Raw genomic sequence first — 15839 nt, forward strand, 5'->3', positions numbered from 1 at the left:
AGAGTCAGAACGGCGTGATGAGGCCGAAGACGATTCCCATCATTGCCGTCGAGCCGATCATGAAGACTGCCATCGCTGCCATCACGCCGAGGCCGATTCCGGCGGTTCTGAAATCCCGCGGCTCGCCGAACAGCCAGCCGACGACGACGGCGTAGATCGGCAACAGCAGGATTCCCAGCAGGATCGGAACGCCGATTGTGGTTGTCATTGGTCTTTCACCTCCGTTGGGGTCTGTGTTCCAGGTGGGCTCCGGCCCAGCGGAACGAGTTTGGTTGCAATCACGAACAACAGAATTGCGATCAAGATTGCGCCAATCGAGATCACCCATTCAACCAGCGTCGGCACGTAGCTGCCGACCTCGTACGGCAGCCCCGAGGGGTACATCAGCGGCTCAATTACGGTGAGCTGCTTTTTGACGAACACACCCCAGAGCATCACCGCACTGACCACAGCCAGGCCGGTTCCGCTTGCCAGCATGCGCTCGCGGAACACCGCAAGCACGAGGACTGGGATCGCAATAGCCGCCATTGCGAGCCAGAAGTCCGTCGCAAAGTGGCCGTAGAGCATCGCTTCGCCGACACGCGATTCGGCCAGCGGAGCCATCGGGAAGATGCTCGGCAGGATCTCGTTGAACAGGATCACGACGTAGACGAAGCCAAACAGCGTCAGCGCCTTACCGAGCCCGACGAACACGTCAGTTGAGAGCACCGACTCCATACCGTAGCTGTACCGGAGCACGCCAGCAATCAGCGCGATTGCGGCGACGCCGCTCAGTAGTCCGCCAGCGAGGAACGAAATCCCCGCAATGCCACCGTACCAGCCGGCCTGTGCGCCGACGACCCCAAGCAGCCAGCCGGGGACCATCCCGCCGGTAAAGGCCAAAATCAACAGCGCGAGACCAAGCCAGCGGAGCATCGAATCCAGCTTTTCACGCTCTTCAGGCCGGTAGCCCAAGGTGAGCAGCTTACCGATCCAGGCGGTGTAGATCGGCAGCTTGTTGAGATTCATTTCGCTGAAATCCCGTCGCAGCGAGAGGATTAGCATCGTCGAGGTCATCACCAACAGCGCGGTGACAAAGGTCACATCCCACGCCAGCGGCGAGTACTGGACCGTGACGAACCACGCCGTCAGGATGTTGAGCACACGATCTGGCCGACCGAGATCAATGACAATCAAGTAGGCCGCCGACAGCCCTGAGATCAGTCCCCAGATCTCGCCAATTCGAGCAATGATGTCGTAGCGCGTGAGCTCGCGGTAGCGAATGTAGCCGACAGCGGCAATCGAGCCGACGGCCATGCCGGCGAACCATTCGAACGTGCCGATGTAGAGCCCCCACGTCACGCCCTCCTGGGTACCCCAACTTGCCAAATCAGTAACGACGAGGCCGAATCGGAGCTGGTGGACGATTGCTTCAACGGTGACTAACGCGGCGATTCCAAGCACGGCGACCAGCGCGAGGAACTTCGTGCTGATCGTCGTCAGTGGTTTCAGTAGGTCGTTATTTGACAGCGACATTAGTCATCACGATCGTGGCTGCCGAGTTCGATTCTACTTCGGCCAGGTCGCTCACGGACAAGGTCGAACCGGTCTTCGCCAGTCGGGCCGTCGATCTGGGTTGCGGTTGGCGACGGTTCGTTGCCGACGTAGACGATGTTTGGCTCGGTGCCTTTGTCTTCGAGCAGTTTGTAGGTCGGCTGGCCGTCGGTGTCGTTCGCCAGGTGTTGTCTGGGCGCGCTCGACTCGTCGTTCATATCGCCGAAGTGGATCGCGTCGACTGGACACGTGTCTTCGCAGGCGGTCGTCCCGTGGAGCGATTCGTCCTCGCTGTCCTGGCGGTGCGCACAAAAGGTGCATTTGCCCATCGTTCCCTGTGGGGCCGAGCCGGCGGCGGTGCGGTCGCCGACCTGGGTGTCGCCCTCGAAGCTGTTGGCCTCGCCAGGGTCGGCCCACTGCAGGTAGTTGACGCCGTACGGACAGGCGACCTCACAGTACCGGCAGCCAGTACACTGGTCGTAGTCGGTGAGGACGATCCCGTCTTTTTCGCGCGTGTAGCGGGCGTTGGTTGGACAGGCCGTCTCACACGGTGCATCCGAGCAGTGCTGGCAGGGCCGAGTGAGGTACTCCTCGGTGTCGGTGTAGTCGTCTTCCTCGTAGCGCAGGACGGCCATCCACAGCGATTCGGCTGGGTTGCCGTTTTCCTCGTTGCAGGCGTCCATACACTGCAGACAGCCGATACAACGGTCGGTGTTGATCGCCATCCCCATCTGGACATCCGACTCGCTTCCACCGCCGCCGGTTTGGGCGGCGGCCGTCCGTGTCGACTGTTGGGCCGCGCTCAGTCCGAGCGTCCCAAGACCAATCGCACCGGCGGTTTTGAGCATTGACCGCCGCGAACGTTTGCCGTTGCCAGTGCCGGGAATGCCGGGTAGTGGTGAGCCGTCGGCGGCCTGTGGCTCCGGGGCAGTCGGTCGGTCGTCGACGCCGAACTCATCCAGGACATCCTCGTGGTATTTGGCCTGGTATTCGGCTTCAGTCATTTCGCCTTTGGCGACGCGTTGGGCGTCCCGAGCAAGGCCAACACCGAGATCAACATCAAAGCCGGTTTCGTCGACGATGTCGGTTGCCCACTGCTCCCAGGCAGCACTTTCGATGTCGTCTGGGGGATCACGTGTGCTCATATATACAACCTCTACTCCAACCGCCGTATCACCCCCGCTGTATAGTTCAGCCATTTACATACTGATGGCTGAGTCAGTCGTGATTTCGGAGTTGGACACGTACTGGAAAATAACCTGCAGCTCGAAATCGAGTCGCCTACTTCCGTGGAGCCATCGACTCTTCGAGATCGATCATGCGCTGAGCGAACGCTTCGGGGTCTTCGTCGTGGTACTCCCAGATGTTGATCTCGTTGTTTCGAATCTCGTCGACGCGGGGATGCTCTCCACTAGTGAGCCACGTCCAGTCGGTCATACCAGGGTACATTAACGGCAGTGTGTACGTTTCGATGGAACCCCAGTCTGGTTCGCCATCAACCGCTTCGGCGACCAGTTCACTGTTGCCGATCTGGGTTTCGCCTTGATAATCGGGTTCAACACCGAGTCCGAGTTTGTACGGATAGCCGACCCAATGCCAACGCTGGGCTCCACCACCATGGACGGCCGGAGAGAAGTCGTACACTTCACCGGCCTCGAACTCAGTCTCACCGAGATAGCCGACTGACAGGTCACGACGCATTTCAATGGTCCACGTCCCGTCCTCCCACGTTCCGTCGACCTTCCAGACTCCGCCGGGGCCCTCGACTTCGTCAGGGAACACCATCCGGCGTGGAATGACTGCACCTTCGAATTCAGCAGTTTCAGGGTCGAACGGTGCAGTTGTGTCCTCAACACCCGGTGGCCAGGCGTCCTCGTCACGGTTCTCATCGCGGTGAATCAGTGCGTGGGTGTCCGTCTGTAGGACATTCCCATCGTAGAGATCATCGAGTTCCAGCGCGCCGCCCCCGACCAGATCTGGGTTGAACATGAACTGTGGTCGACCGTCGTCGTCGAGTCCCTGACTGTCGCGGATCCGGGTCGACGGTTCATCCATCGCGCCGTGTCGGTGATCAAGGATCGTGTGTGGTGTCGCGTAGCCGCCGGGAACACCCCGGGCACAGCGCACCATCGGCATATCGAGATACTCGCCGTTTTCAAGCATCTCGTCGAGTTCTGCTTGGTCTTTGACATCATCCCAGTCGTTCTCCCACCATTCTCCCCCGCGGGATTGCGGGATGTACTTTCGAACGTCGTCGTTTTCCAAGATATCGCCGTGGTGCGGATGGCTCTCGACTTCGTCCGGAGCGGCAGCGTTAGGGAGGGTACGAGTCCCCTCGTGGATTGTCAGCCAGCCACCGAAGTTCTCGAAGCCGTCGACTGTGCCGTCGTCGATCATGAACGCAACCCGGTCTTCGTTAAACCCGCGGAATATGTCGCCGACCCCGTAGTCCGGATCCGCCACGCCGGGGTTCGGCTCGCCGTAGCGAACCCACTCACCGTCCTCGAACACGAACACGTCGTGGAACCAGCCATTCGGGACATCCCAGTCCCACTCAAACCGGAAAAAGATCTCCTCGTCGTTGTACGCCGCTTGCATATCAAGCGGGATAACGAGGTCCTTCATTGCCCAGTCGGGCATCATTGTGTCAATCTCTGTATAATCAGGACGTTCTGCGGGTTCCCCATCGCCCGGAGCCCCGTCTTCTTCTCCTGTGTCTCTCCCTTCGGGCTCTTCGAACAGCCCGAGACAGCCGGCGACCGCAACAGTTCCGGCTCCAGCAATCGCGCCGAGCAGTCGGCGGCGATGTGTCTCGGAACTCCCGCCAGGCATAGTGAACTTTCCGTTGAGTTCCTCTTCTATTTCGGCTGCCTCCTGGTCGTCCAGGGGCGGCTTGCTCTCTTTGTCGTTGGACATAACGAATGAATATACTCTCTGGGCGGACATCTACATACGGCTTAACCATACAGGTGTTTATCAGGGGTCCCGATTCAGCCGCCTAGTCGGTGCTGTACTGTCGACCGAAACGGGGTGTATTTCTTCGACGAACAGTCGACGACTGGTGACCGCTCACAGAGTGTACCACTGGCTTAAAAGACTCCACAATACAGCAGTAGACAGAGGGTCACGTCGTGTGAAAATTTAGTTGTGATGTCATTGAACCACGACACCCCCACGACTGACTGCGAAAGGCTGTGTTGAATCGCCATACAGCAGCGAGGTAGGCCGCTAAATTAAAGGAGCTGAAGCGGGAGACTTCAGTTGTCATTCGTCTTTAGTTAAGAGCAAAATCGCGGTACAGCGACGGGATCAGATAGCAGAGTGCAGCCTTCTATTCGCCTAAGGCGGTGTCGATATTAATACAGACAATTTGTGATTTCGAATAACACTTTAAGAAGTCCGTGCACTCGGTGCACGGACTTCTCTACGAGTTAGATCGTTTCCTATTGCGGATAACCAGCTCTCGGGCCTTTTCTATTCTCTCTTCATCATTCTGCAAATATGCTGTGAGGATCGCTTCAACGATCTCGGAGCGGCTCGCTCCGAGATCTGAGCACTCATCAACGAGTGTATCGAGTTCTTCGACGAGTTCAGTTCGGACAGAGACACCCATTTTGGTTCGAGTCATAATCTTAGACGTTCTCAAAAATACGCGCACTAGGTGCACGGTAAGCTTATCGGCTTATTCTGATTTAAACCAAATGGTTGTCATAATAGATCTCAGCCGCTACTTGCACAGCGAAGCAATCGTGCTGCTGTCTTGCGATTCCTTAACTAAAGACGAATGCTTCAGTTGTTCATGACCCAGATCTCCCGCTTCATTGGGGAAGTTGTGCCGGTTGCTCAAAGAGTTACTGGCGATGGAGGCGAATCCGTCGCCCCGGAAGGTGGCGACGGATTCGCCGACTATGCACTCGTTTCGCTCCACTGTCTGCGGATTTATCTTGATTCATCGTACCGCATGACGATCGACCTGCTCAAAGAAATTCCACAAATAACCGGAGATATAGGCCTCAGAGCGGCTGATCTCCCCGTGCCGCCCACGTTGTGTGAGGTGTTTGACCGGATCAGTATGAGCATCTGTTGAGTGCTGCTGCGCCAGTCGGCGCAGCTGAATGATCTCTCTGAACACGCCGCGATCGACGCCACGTTCTACGACCGCTCACCAGCCAGCTGCCACTACTGCCAGCGAATCAGCTACCGCGTTCAAAAGCCCAAAGTCACTAAACTCGTCGATACAGCGTCTCAAGCCGTCCTTGACGTTCACTGCTCAACGAATCGAGAAGGGAGCGACGCAGACCTTGCCGAGCAGATCGCCCGCCGAAATGCGGGCGATCTGCGGTCTCTTGCCGCGGATAAAGGCTATGACAAGCAATCGCTTCGTGAAGGAGTACGCAAGTTCGGGATCAGACCGCTGATCAAGCACCGTATCTTCGCTCCGTACGACCACGCACACAACGCCAGAATTGACGATAACCGCTACAATCAGCGCTCTATGACTGAAACTGCGAACTCGGCTGTGAAGCGCTCGCTCGGCTTCGCCGTGCGAGCGCGGTCATGGTTTCGTGAGTTCCGCGAGATCGCGCTGATGTGTGTCGTCCATAACATCAAGCGCTTCGTCAAACAGTGAATCTCTACGCCTTACAGGGATTCAACACAGCCCTGCGAAACGAAATCGACGGCGCAATCGCCAACAGACGAGTCACCGATCAAGCGTCGACGCATGCTGGCGTCGATAGGCGCGACCGGCGCGGTTGTAATCGCCGGCTGTATGGGTGACGACGGGCCCGACCGCGACTACTACGAAGTCGAGTTCCACGAATTCGACACCGTCCTCGAAATCGACCAGGACCCCGATCAGACACTGCTGTACGATGGCCTCGACCAGGGATGGGAGCTGCCCTACGCCTGCGAGGAAGGAACCTGTGGGCAGTGTGCGGCCCGATACGACGGCGATGCCAACGAAGTGATTCGCCACGATGGCAACGAGTATCTCGACGACGAGCAGGTCGAAGACGGCTGGTTCCTCCCGTGTGTGGCCTACGCTGAGGACGACTTCGCCATGCAGACCAACGTCCATCCCGACGACGAAGACGAAGAGTAGTCTCTCCGGGTTTCAACTATTTTCGCGTTGAGTGACAGAACCACGACGACCAACCCTTGTTTTCAACCGACAAACGCTCGACGTTTCGGCCAGCAGACTGGACTGCTGCTAGTCGGCTGGCAGAACGGGTTATGTTACCAGCCGGAACGTAAGCTGGAGCATCAACGCATCGTCGTAGTCGAACGCAGTCCCCTGGCCATCCATCTTGTCACGCTCTCGTCTCGTCATCAGCGTGTCGATCTCCGAAAACAGCTCGTCGCACGTCCGTTCGAACTCGTCGACGCGGCTCATATTCTGCTCTGTTTCTTCGAACACGTCGGACACCCACTCCTGTTTATTGTCCTGGATTGATGCGGTATCGACCAGTCCGAAGGTATCGTCAAACCGGGTGCGGAGGGTTTCGACCGTCGACTCGCTCCAGGCGATTTCGTAGGGCACTTCGTCATTGTCGGGCAGGATGACATGTAGTCGGCAACGTGTCATACAACCGAATCACCTCCAACTGTTCTATATGTAGCGGTTGCTGAGCGTTTCGACAGCGTCAGTCGCCCCGATTTTTATTCTCCCTCGTCTGTCGACGATCCCACAACACCAACAGCGCGGGCAAGACGAGCACACTTGCCACGAACGAGTAGCCCACGACCAGTGCGGTGACGAACCCGAACCGCTGGAGTGTGGGGATCAGTGTCATCGTCAACAGCCCAAAGCCGGCTATCGTCGTCACCGCGCTGGCGGCGACTGCCCCGCCCGTCTGGCCGACCGCTACCCTGAGAGCCGTCTGTCGGTCAACCTCGCGGCGTTCGGCTGCGAACCGCTCGGTGATATGGATCGTATAATCGGTCCCAAGCCCAATTGCAATCGCCGTAATCAGTGCAGTCTCAGCGTTGAACGGCAGCGACACCAGCCAGACGGTCCCGAGCAGCCACGCGATGGCGACGACGACCGGTGTAATCGCCACCAAGCCAATTGACCACGACCCATGTCGCCGCCGGAAGACGGTACAAAGGAGCGCGGCGATCACGCCAAGCGCGAGCAGGAACGTGACCACGACGGTCTCTAAGACGGCCTGCTGTTGGACTGCTTCGACGACCGGATCGCCGGTTGCAGTGGCGTCCAGCGAGGGGTTGGCGTCGACCACCGCTGCGGTCGCCTCGGCGTCGGCGCGAATCGCTCTCACGTCGGCAGTCTCGTCGACGGCGATCTCGATTCGTAGCGCGTCGTACTCGCCGTCAGGCCCCTGGTAAATTGTTGTGTTCGCCGCCGTGGAATCCGCGGCAACAACCGCATCAAACAGTGCCGTGAGGTTTCGGTTGGGGACGCCGTCACCGGTCGTATCGCTGTCGGCCAGACGGTTCGCAACCGTCTCGTTTTCACGAGCCACCCGATTGACTGTTTCAAGCGGGCCGCTGATTGCGGGAGTGCCAGCGGTCGCCTGCGTGTTCGACGTAGTTGTCGGCTGGGTGGCCGCCGTTGTTGTTGCGTCCTGAAGTGTCGCCCCCACCGAATCGTTGGTCACATCACCCTCGATCAGTATCTCGACGGTTCGATCCGAGGGGCTCACAAACGTCGACTGGAGATAGCTGGCCTGCTCTCTGAGGCCATAGTCGCTGGGACGGATCGCTTCGGGCAGCGGCTCCATCCAGCCGGCGCGTTCTTCGGGCAGAAACTGGGTTCGGTCCGTCGAGGTGTCGACGGCGGGCGCGCCCATCGCACCGCCAGCCGCTACCAACAGCGCGACCGCGACAACTGCGACGGGTCTCCGGCTTGCCGTGTTCGCACACCAGTCCAGGAGTCGTTTGATGCTCCGCAGTGAGCCGACGGTGACCGGGGTGGGCTGGGATCTGTCGGTGCGGTCGAGCCACTGATCGACCTCGATTCTGAGCGCCGGAACGAGGAGGCCAAACACGACAAACGCGGCACCGATTCCGATGGCAGCAACCAAGCTGAACTCCCGAAGGACGCCGATTGGACTGGCCAGACCGGCCAAAAAGCCAGTGGCGGTCGTCAGCGTCGTCGTTCCGATTGCAACCAGCACGCCGGTGAGTCCGGCCGCCATCGCCACTGCGGGCGGCCACGCCGGATTGGTCGCTTGGTGTTCACGATACCGCATGGCAACGTGGAGATAGTAGTCGACACTCAGGCCGACCAACAGACACGGAACCGCAATCAGCAGTTGGTTGAGAGAGATCCCAAGCCAGCCCATCGCTCCAACCAGCCAGACGAAGACGAGCCCCATTCCCGAACAGGCCAACGCAACATCGACCGGGTCGCGGTAGCTGACAGCCAGCAGTCCAACAACGACGAGCAAGATCAGCGGGCCGACTAAGATGAAGCTGTCAGTGGTCGCTTGGCTGCCGCGCTCGACGGAAAGCGCCTCTCCGACGACAAACGAGTCGACAGATTCCAGATTGTCGAGTTCGGTTTCTGCGGTCGACTCGACTGCCTCTTGGGCGGCCAGCAGTTCGGCGTCGGTTGCGGTTTCGTCGTGGACTATGACGATCAGTTGGGCCTCTGCTCGCTCACCTGCGGTGTACTCTCGTGGGAGCAAAGATGCAACAGATGGCTGGCCGGGGGGCGACAGATCGTCACTCCTGAGTGCGACGCCGAGAGAGGAAGCAATCTGCTCGTCGGTTCGGCCCTCGAGCGTCTCGCGTTTGGTCTCCAGTCGAACGTTACCATCGAATGCTATGCGTGGGTCTGAAGCGATGGCGACAGCGTTCGCCACGCCGACTGTCGGCTGGTCGTCGGCCAACGTCCCGTTGATCGCCGGATTGTCTCTGATCGCCTGCTGTAGTGTGAGTGTCTCGACCAACACGGGTTTCGAGACCATATCAGTCGACTCCGAGCGTACTATGAGTTGGGTGACTGGCTGGCTGTCGCGCTCGAAGTGGTCGGCGGTCCGGTCGCCAGCCTCGTGTGCTGGCGAGTCGACGCCGAACGTCGAGATCTCGAATCCAACACCCCCGGCGAAAACGACACCACTGCCGACCAACAGTGTGGCAACAACTATGAGAGCGATGAGACTCCTTCGCCTGTGGTCGAAAAACAGTGTCGACCAGGCAGCTTGCGGTGGATCGTCTGAGTTGCTGGATGGCATACTGAGTGGTTAAGATCAGCAGCGGATGGCGATCGATATTATCGACTCTTGACCGGCCTGCTGAACGTATATGATTCAGTTATTAACTTCAAGGGTTGGTAGCTGTCCCGTCTTCTTAATCGCGTTACCGTATAACTCGATTATCAAAAATAGTACGTGTTTAGCCCGAGCTGATTTCGTCACTGTCTCGTAGATAGAGACACGCGGGGGACACATGGTCCGTCAGCAGGAATCGGGAATGCCTTCTCAGGGATGGTCTCCGAGCAGCGGAGACCATCCCGTCGGTCCTGCTGTCGTCGTTCCGAGGTGGGATCGATGAGCTGGGACGATCTCACCAAGGATGAACTCCTCTCGCGGTTTCTCCAGATGGAGGAGCGAATCAACGAGTTGGAAGAAAAGCTCGACCAGAAAAACGGGCGGATCGAGGAACAGAACGAACGAATCGAAGAACTCGAAACACGCCTCCGGAAGTACGAGAATCCGCACACTCCACCCAGCAAGCGACGGTCGGGGACCGACGAGTCCCCGACCTCGCAGGATGACGAAGACGACGATGTCCGAACTGACGGTGGCACTCCCGGTCGGAAGGATGGCCACGATCCGGAGTGGCATTCTACGGCCGATCTTGACGAAGAAATCGAAGTCACCTGTGACTGTTGTCCTGTGTGTGGCGACCGCTTCGACGAGTCGGTGGGCATCAGCCCCCGACTCGTCGAGGAGATCCCTGATCCCCAGCCCCCAGAAATCACCCGGTACAACCGCCACTACTACCAGTGCGATTCCTGTGGAACAGAGACAGTTGCGGCTCACCCCGACTGCCCCGATGAGGGGCAGTTCGGGGTGAACGTCATCGCTCAATCAGCTCTGTCACGGTACGATCACCGCCTTCCTTACCGGAAGATCGCTGATCGCTTCGAGCAACTACACGGACTCGAACTCTCGGGTGCATCCGCGTGGCACGCGACCGAGCGCGCTGCGCGCGCCGGTCGCTGTGAGTACGAGCAGATCCGTCAAGAGATTCAGGATGCTGACGTGGTTCACATCGACGAGACAGGCATCAAGCGCACGTACAGCCCCGCGGCGCAGTAGAGCTCGCCACATCAGGGTGAAGCACACGTGACGTATTGACGCGTACTCATACGATGAGAGGTAGTCTAAAATTCTTTCAGCAACCTGCGAGTCGATCATTACATCTTTTGATTCGCTTTCATCTGACAGACTTGGTGACACTACTTTGGCATGGAGATCGGCTGGCACTGCGTCTATGGTAGCTGCCCATCTGATGAACACTCGCAGCGTGTCCATCTGAGTCTTTTCTGAGATGGGCTTGAGGTCTCCATCGGATCGCCGCCACAAGCGGAAACGGTGAAGATCCCTCCCTGAGAGATCATTCATATTAGTCATCTCTTGCTGGTCGCACCAGCGCAGGAAGTGGCCTAGCCGTGATTTATGACCGTACAAGGATCTCTTCGAGAGCTCAGTCTCTCGATCCTCAAGATACAATTCGACTGTGGTTTCGGGGTCGATTGGTTCTAGCGCCATGGTTGGATACGAACCAAAGCGGACAAACACTCCGGGAATCCCGGGACAGCACCGGGATTGAAACGGATATTTCATGTAGCATGACGGAATCCCCGCGAGTCCACTCACTTCGTTCGTTCCCTCGCGTGGTCCCGTTCGCTTCGCTCACGGGACCCCCGCGAGTCCGTGTTCTGCGCCGCGAGCAACATCGCGAGCGGCGCAACACTGCAACGAGCAGGATTTGAACCCTGCCAGTCGCACGCAGCGACTGCTCCACGCGAACCGCTATAGAGGTTCTCTCTACAAACCCATCGCCTCAATCAAATACGTATGTGAGACGGTTTTTTAATGAAATCATGTCAAATCCAGTCGTAGGTATGGTAGTTGTGGGGACACTCGCCATCGCGGGCGCAGCATTATGAGCCATCTACACGGCCTTCTCCGGTGGAAACCTATCTGCCATTTCTGACTGATTCATCCCTGTCTTGTTGTTTGCTCTCTGTGCCGGAGTCGTTTTAGATGCGATCGCGTGAATGCAGTAGAGTGGTCTCTCACACTTTCCACGCCACGACTGCTCCGACTGCGATCAGCACCGCATCACCAACGTTGATCACGGCAGTTCCGCGTTCTTGAACTGCGAATGTGAAGAACTCGCGGTAGAAGTCGAAGAAGGGACCCAGTCCGACCATCTGTGGAAGAAGCATGTTGACCGCACCGAGGAGGAGTACGCCGAGTGCGGCCAGCCGAACGACGTTTTTTACCTGCATCTTCGCTCGCAACCCGAGGATCCGCAATGTGAACCAGCGGGAAGTCGGGTCCTGATCTGGCATACGTGTGTTATCCCGAGGTGCCAATAAAAAAGGTATCCTGCGGTAGCGACCGCAGGTTGTTCATTGTCACGGTCGCCATGATCAATCCAACATCGAAGAGCGCAACGAAAATGTGGCTAAGGCCACGTTTTCTAAGGTACCCCGCCCCGCTTCCGCGACGGCCCCCCGGCCGTTCATGCGCCGCGCTCAAAATTTTTCACCTATGGTGCTCAATGTTGGATATGGTTTCAGCAATAATCGAAGCAGTCGGAGAATTACGTATAGAAACTCTACTTATACCTCCTTTCGTGATCGGATATGTCGGATATCTCTGGTCAGACGCTATTATTCTCGGTGCCGCATTCGTGTCATTGACCGGAGGATCTCAGATGTATCAATTAATGAAGTATCTGAAAGAAAACCATGAACACGAACCGATGAATCCTGAAGAGATATTCCTCTTATTTCCCGCTTCTATGCCTTCACTGTATGCGTTCTTAGCTACCTCAGCATGGTACGCAGTTACCATACCTTTCGGTTATATTTTAGGTGGTTACACATTTTATATAACAAATGATTTCTATTTGTTTATTGGAATGAGTGCGTACTCCTTATGGCTAATTTTGACGGTGACTTCTATAGAACGCTCGGAAGAACCTACAACACAACAACTTCGTGTAATGAACGGACTAAGTAGAGGTTACTTCTCAAAAAACAGCTCCGATTGAGAGCTTAGGTTGTCGACTATTCCGGTGGGTTCCCACCCCAATGCCAACGAAGCAAGGATATCTGAAACCACTTGATTGTGATTTTTAATACCTGCGTTCCAGACCCCCCACTTCTGGTACACCGCAGCCCGTACCGATCACCCTGCCGCTGAAGCCGATCGTGGTACTGCTCGTAGATCTTGAAGTCCCCCAGTTGTCCGTCGACGTTCCGGCGGGCCGTCGCCTTGAGCTCCCACGAGGTGCCGTCTGTCAGTCCATCGTCCCAACTCGTGTCGACCCCGGCCGTCGTCGACGACCCCGCAACGATCGCGGGATCGGTGACCACTTATCAACCCGCCCGTGGCGAGTCACTGCAGATCGGCGGGATCACGAGCGCCAGCTCGAACGGGCGACCGAGATCGTCACGACGGTCCCGATGACGACGATCCGCCGATGAGCGTCATCATCGACGCCGCGCTCGCGCACCTGGTGGAGAGTGACGAGAACATGCGGGATGCCCGCGCGAGCTGGACCCCACGACGATCCAGCGGTTCAACACGGACGTGATCGGGCTACGCTATCGGACGCGAATAGAAAGTAAATGGAGGTAAAACTACTCGACAGTATAGCTGGTCAGGGTTGAGGATGATCCGCCACCCGAAGCCGTCCAGATGACACGGAGTTCACCATTAGACTCGATAGTCTGGTCTCCCTCGGACCATTCAATAGAATCTCCGGAAGAAATGCGGTCATCCGGATCCGCCCACGCTACACCAAGTGAATCACCATCAAATTCTGTTTCAGTTCCGCCGACAGTACCGGTGACCCGATCTGCATCGATATTCTGTCCGCTCACGTGCGTTAACGTCACTTCATCACCAGCCGAATTTTGATCCCAATCGTAGCTGGCGCTCGGTGCAGTATCGCCGACCGAGTCGCCGAGGCCGAGCACGAACGTCCCGATGACGGCCGCGAGGATGACAGTGATTGCGACCATGAGGATGACTCCGATAACCGGAGACACCGCCTTGTCGTCGTTGAATAGCTTGCTGAGTTGCATTGTTGGTTCTCCAGCGGGGCGGGGAAAGGGTGTGCTTTCGGCGCGGTGCCGCCCCCCGTTTGACTCCCGATCCCCGTCTGGTTGATTGATGGCTCCCGTCTCTTCGTAATAAAGAATTCCTTCCGAATATCTCGGCTGATAGAAATGACAGGCGGTTTGACCGAAAATTCGCCGAAGGATACCTGCCCTCCGATGGAGCTCACCGCCCATACGTTCACACGAAACTATGCCCACAGAAGGTATGCGGACCCGTGACAGAGGCCTCGACTACCACCGGGTGTGGGCGTCCACCGGCACCTCCGAGCTGCGTTCGAGGCTGGCTCGACGGCGAGATGCTTGACCCCGTCCACGGATCCGATCCATGACGACTCAGCGGTTCAACATTGATGTGATCGGCTTGCGCTATTGGACGCGAATAGAAGTAAGTGGAGGTGAAGAGATTATATAGTATTGTTAAAATAGAATAGAAGTTGAATTAGTTGTCTGTGTCGGTAACAGTTCCATCAACGCTGGCTAGGGTCGAGGAACTACTATCGGATTCCCAGATCAGGCGAACGGTGACGTCTCCGTCTCCTTCAACAGTAGCCGCTACTTCACTACCAGCAGTCAAGCGCTCACTTCCTTCTGTAGGAGTTGTATCACTTACTGTGAAGTCACCGCTGGCAGCAACTATCCACTCGTTTTCCTCGACTGCATTCCCACTAACATGTTCGAAAGTAGCGATCCCTGACCCGCCCTCGTTGTCCTCAAACGACGTATCGAACTGCACGGTGGGCGCAGAATCACCAATCGAGTCACCGAGACCGAGCACGAACGTCCCGATGACGGCAGCGAGGATGACGGTGATTGCGACCATGAGGATGACTCCGATGACCGGAGACACCGCCTTGTCGTCGTTGAATAGCTTGCTGAGTTGCATTGTTGGTTCTCCAGCGGGGCGGGGAAAGGGTGTGCGTTCGGCCCGGTGGCGTCCCCCCGTCTGACTCCCGATCCCCGTCTGGTTGGTTGATGGCTCCCGTCCCTCCGTAATAAAGGGTTCCTTCCGGATATCCACGCTGATAGCGAGAAGCGACGCTTTAAGTACCGATCCGTCGACGTACAGCCGTCCCCCGATGGAGCCCACGGCCCCCACACTCGCACGAACCTACACTGACCGGGTGTATCCGGACCCGTGGCAGAAGGTCCTCGACTACGAACGGGTGCAGGCGTACGCCGCCGAACACCCTACCCAGGGGCGCACGCGCGTCGGGACGGCGCTCGACCTGCCGCCCGAACGGGTCCGCGGCTGGCTCGACGGCGGGATACCCGATCCCGTCCGCGGGATCCACGTCGCGGCGGACCACGGCTGGCTCGATCCCGACCCCGCGGGCGACACCGCTTCGGCCCTCATCGACCTCCTCGCCCACGTGCTCGCGGGCGGCTCGATCCTCGACGCCACGTACGTGGTCCGGCTCACCCCGGGCTCGCGCGTCGGCGTCGACGAGCTCCGAGCCGCGCTCGACCGCGTCGGCGTCGAGTCGCGGATCGACCACGAACGCGCGGCGGGACGGGCGACCGAGGTCGTCGCCGCCCGCGACGGGTCGGTCCTCGGCCGGTGTCTCGTCGCGATGGGCGCCGCCGCCGGCTCGAAGATCGACCTCCAGCACGTCCCCGAGGTCGTCCGACACGCAACGCCGGCACAACGGGCGTCGTTCTGCCGGATCTACGCGGCACACCGCGCCGTCGAGTTCGACGGCAAAGCCACCCGCCGGATCGTCGAGGAACGACCGTGCTCGTACATGAGTGAACTCCGCGACCTCTTCGAGGACGTGACCGGCGAGACCGTGGGCATGGGCGAGGACGGACTCACGATCACGGCGGACGCCGCGCGAAGGCTCCCGCCGAGCCCCGCGAGCGGGCCGTCGCAGGCCCCGACGACGACCCGCCGATGAGCGTCGTCCTCGACGCCTACTGAGGAGAGACAGCTGCGGGATGCGGGGACAGCAGCCGGCCCCGTGGTCGAGGCGAA

At 58.3% G+C, this 15839-nt stretch carries 12 protein-coding genes and 3 pseudogenes; 6 read left to right on the plus strand and 9 right to left on the minus strand.

Going from position 1 to position 15839, the window contains the following annotated elements:
* Positions 1-4: 4 nt before the first annotated feature.
* The 4 genes from GRS48_RS14080 to GRS48_RS14095 form a co-directional block, all read right to left on the minus strand.
* A complete protein-coding gene (locus GRS48_RS14080) occupies positions 5-208 on the minus strand; it encodes a hypothetical protein (RefSeq protein WP_159487616.1) in 204 nt (67 codons plus the stop codon).
* On the minus strand, positions 205-1515 hold the full coding sequence (gene nrfD / locus GRS48_RS14085) for an NrfD/PsrC family molybdoenzyme membrane anchor subunit (RefSeq protein WP_159487618.1): 1311 nt from the start codon (positions 1513-1515) through the stop codon (positions 205-207). Before nrfD ends, GRS48_RS14080 begins: the two co-directional genes overlap by 4 nt.
* Positions 1515-2732, minus strand: coding sequence for a 4Fe-4S ferredoxin N-terminal domain-containing protein (locus GRS48_RS14090; RefSeq protein ID WP_159487620.1), 1218 nt, complete (start codon positions 2730-2732; stop codon positions 1515-1517). The genes nrfD and GRS48_RS14090 overlap by 1 nt, the downstream gene beginning before the upstream one ends.
* An 82-nt stretch (positions 2733-2814) precedes the next feature.
* Positions 2815-4479 carry an ethylbenzene dehydrogenase-related protein gene (locus GRS48_RS14095; RefSeq protein ID WP_159487622.1) on the minus strand — a complete coding sequence of 555 codons (1665 nt, stop codon included), beginning with the start codon at positions 4477-4479 and terminating at the stop codon, positions 2815-2817.
* A gap of 853 nt (positions 4480-5332) precedes the next feature.
* Between GRS48_RS14095 and GRS48_RS14100 the strand changes: the two are divergent.
* Together GRS48_RS14100 and GRS48_RS14105 are read left to right on the plus strand one after the other, a co-directional pair.
* A pseudogene (locus tag GRS48_RS14100) lies at positions 5333-6163 on the plus strand (IS5 family transposase).
* 93 nt (positions 6164-6256) lie between these two features.
* Positions 6257-6637, plus strand: a complete 381-nt coding sequence (locus GRS48_RS14105) for a 2Fe-2S iron-sulfur cluster-binding protein (RefSeq protein ID WP_159487624.1) — start codon at positions 6257-6259, stop codon at positions 6635-6637.
* Between the two features lie 129 nt (positions 6638-6766).
* Here GRS48_RS14105 and GRS48_RS14110 read toward each other — a convergent pair whose 3' ends face one another.
* Positions 6767-7120, minus strand: a complete 354-nt coding sequence (locus GRS48_RS14110) for a hypothetical protein (RefSeq protein ID WP_159487626.1) — start codon at positions 7118-7120, stop codon at positions 6767-6769.
* Between the two features lie 58 nt (positions 7121-7178).
* Positions 7179-9734 carry an RND family transporter gene (locus GRS48_RS14115; protein ID WP_159487628.1) on the minus strand — a complete coding sequence of 852 codons (2556 nt, stop codon included), beginning with the start codon at positions 9732-9734 and terminating at the stop codon, positions 7179-7181.
* A gap of 315 nt (positions 9735-10049) precedes the next feature.
* Here GRS48_RS14115 and GRS48_RS14120 point away from each other — a divergent pair.
* Positions 10050-10799, plus strand: a pseudogene (locus tag GRS48_RS14120) (transposase); the annotation flags it as partial.
* 1007 nt (positions 10800-11806) lie between these two features.
* On the opposite strand, the gene GRS48_RS14125 reads toward GRS48_RS14120, so the two are convergent.
* Entirely contained in the window at positions 11807-12085 is a 279-nt protein-coding gene (locus GRS48_RS14125) for a hypothetical protein (protein WP_159487630.1), read from the minus strand.
* A 221-nt stretch (positions 12086-12306) separates the two neighbouring features.
* Between GRS48_RS14125 and GRS48_RS14130 the strand changes: the two genes are divergently transcribed.
* Together GRS48_RS14130 and GRS48_RS15450 are read left to right on the plus strand one after the other, a co-directional pair.
* Entirely contained in the window at positions 12307-12792 is a 486-nt protein-coding gene (locus GRS48_RS14130) for a hypothetical protein (protein ID WP_159487632.1), read from the plus strand.
* A 397-nt stretch (positions 12793-13189) separates the two neighbouring features.
* Positions 13190-13382: pseudogene (locus GRS48_RS15450) on the plus strand (hypothetical protein).
* Between the two features lie 2 nt (positions 13383-13384).
* On the opposite strand, the gene GRS48_RS14135 reads toward GRS48_RS15450, so the two are convergent.
* Complete coding sequence (locus GRS48_RS14135) at positions 13385-13831, minus strand: type IV pilin (protein WP_159487634.1); 447 nt, start codon at positions 13829-13831, stop codon at positions 13385-13387.
* Positions 13832-14306: 475 nt separating this feature from the next.
* The gene (locus GRS48_RS14140; protein ID WP_159487636.1) at positions 14307-14750 is read right to left on the minus strand and encodes a type IV pilin; all 444 of its coding nucleotides are present in this window, start codon (positions 14748-14750) and stop codon (positions 14307-14309) included.
* Positions 14751-14943: 193 nt separating this feature from the next.
* Here GRS48_RS14140 and GRS48_RS14145 point away from each other — a divergent pair, with 193 nt between their 5' ends.
* Positions 14944-15762 (plus strand): hypothetical protein, encoded by an 819-nt coding sequence (locus tag GRS48_RS14145; RefSeq protein ID WP_159487638.1) that lies wholly within the window; start codon positions 14944-14946, stop codon positions 15760-15762.
* Positions 15763-15839 lie beyond the last annotated feature (77 nt).

Origin of the sequence: Halorubrum sp. JWXQ-INN 858 (assembly GCF_009806985.1) — an archaeon.
In the GTDB taxonomy this organism is placed as follows: Archaea; Halobacteriota; Halobacteria; order Halobacteriales; family Haloferacaceae; genus Halorubrum.

Bases quoted from the DNA above. Each gene is read 5' to 3' on its own strand.
- GRS48_RS14105 (WP_159487624.1), top strand. From the start codon at position 6,257: ATGCTGGCGTCGATAGGCGCGACCGGCGCGGTTGTAATCGCCGGCTGT.
- GRS48_RS14115 (WP_159487628.1), bottom strand. From the start codon at position 9,734: ATGCCATCCAGCAACTCAGACGATCCACCGCAAGCTGCCTGGTCGACA.
- GRS48_RS14110 (WP_159487626.1), bottom strand. From the start codon at position 7,120: ATGACACGTTGCCGACTACATGTCATCCTGCCCGACAATGACGAAGTG.
- GRS48_RS14140 (WP_159487636.1), bottom strand. From the start codon at position 14,750: ATGCAACTCAGCAAGCTATTCAACGACGACAAGGCGGTGTCTCCGGTC.
- GRS48_RS14130 (WP_159487632.1), top strand. From the start codon at position 12,307: ATGGTTTCAGCAATAATCGAAGCAGTCGGAGAATTACGTATAGAAACT.
- GRS48_RS14080 (WP_159487616.1), bottom strand. From the start codon at position 208: ATGACAACCACAATCGGCGTTCCGATCCTGCTGGGAATCCTGCTGTTG.
- GRS48_RS14090 (WP_159487620.1), bottom strand. From the start codon at position 2,732: ATGGCTGAACTATACAGCGGGGGTGATACGGCGGTTGGAGTAGAGGTT.
- GRS48_RS14125 (WP_159487630.1), bottom strand. From the start codon at position 12,085: ATGCCAGATCAGGACCCGACTTCCCGCTGGTTCACATTGCGGATCCTC.
- GRS48_RS14145 (WP_159487638.1), top strand. From the start codon at position 14,944: ATGGAGCCCACGGCCCCCACACTCGCACGAACCTACACTGACCGGGTG.
- GRS48_RS14095 (WP_159487622.1), bottom strand. From the start codon at position 4,479: ATGTCCGCCCAGAGAGTATATTCATTCGTTATGTCCAACGACAAAGAG.
- GRS48_RS14135 (WP_159487634.1), bottom strand. From the start codon at position 13,831: ATGCAACTCAGCAAGCTATTCAACGACGACAAGGCGGTGTCTCCGGTT.
- nrfD (WP_159487618.1), bottom strand. From the start codon at position 1,515: ATGTCGCTGTCAAATAACGACCTACTGAAACCACTGACGACGATCAGC.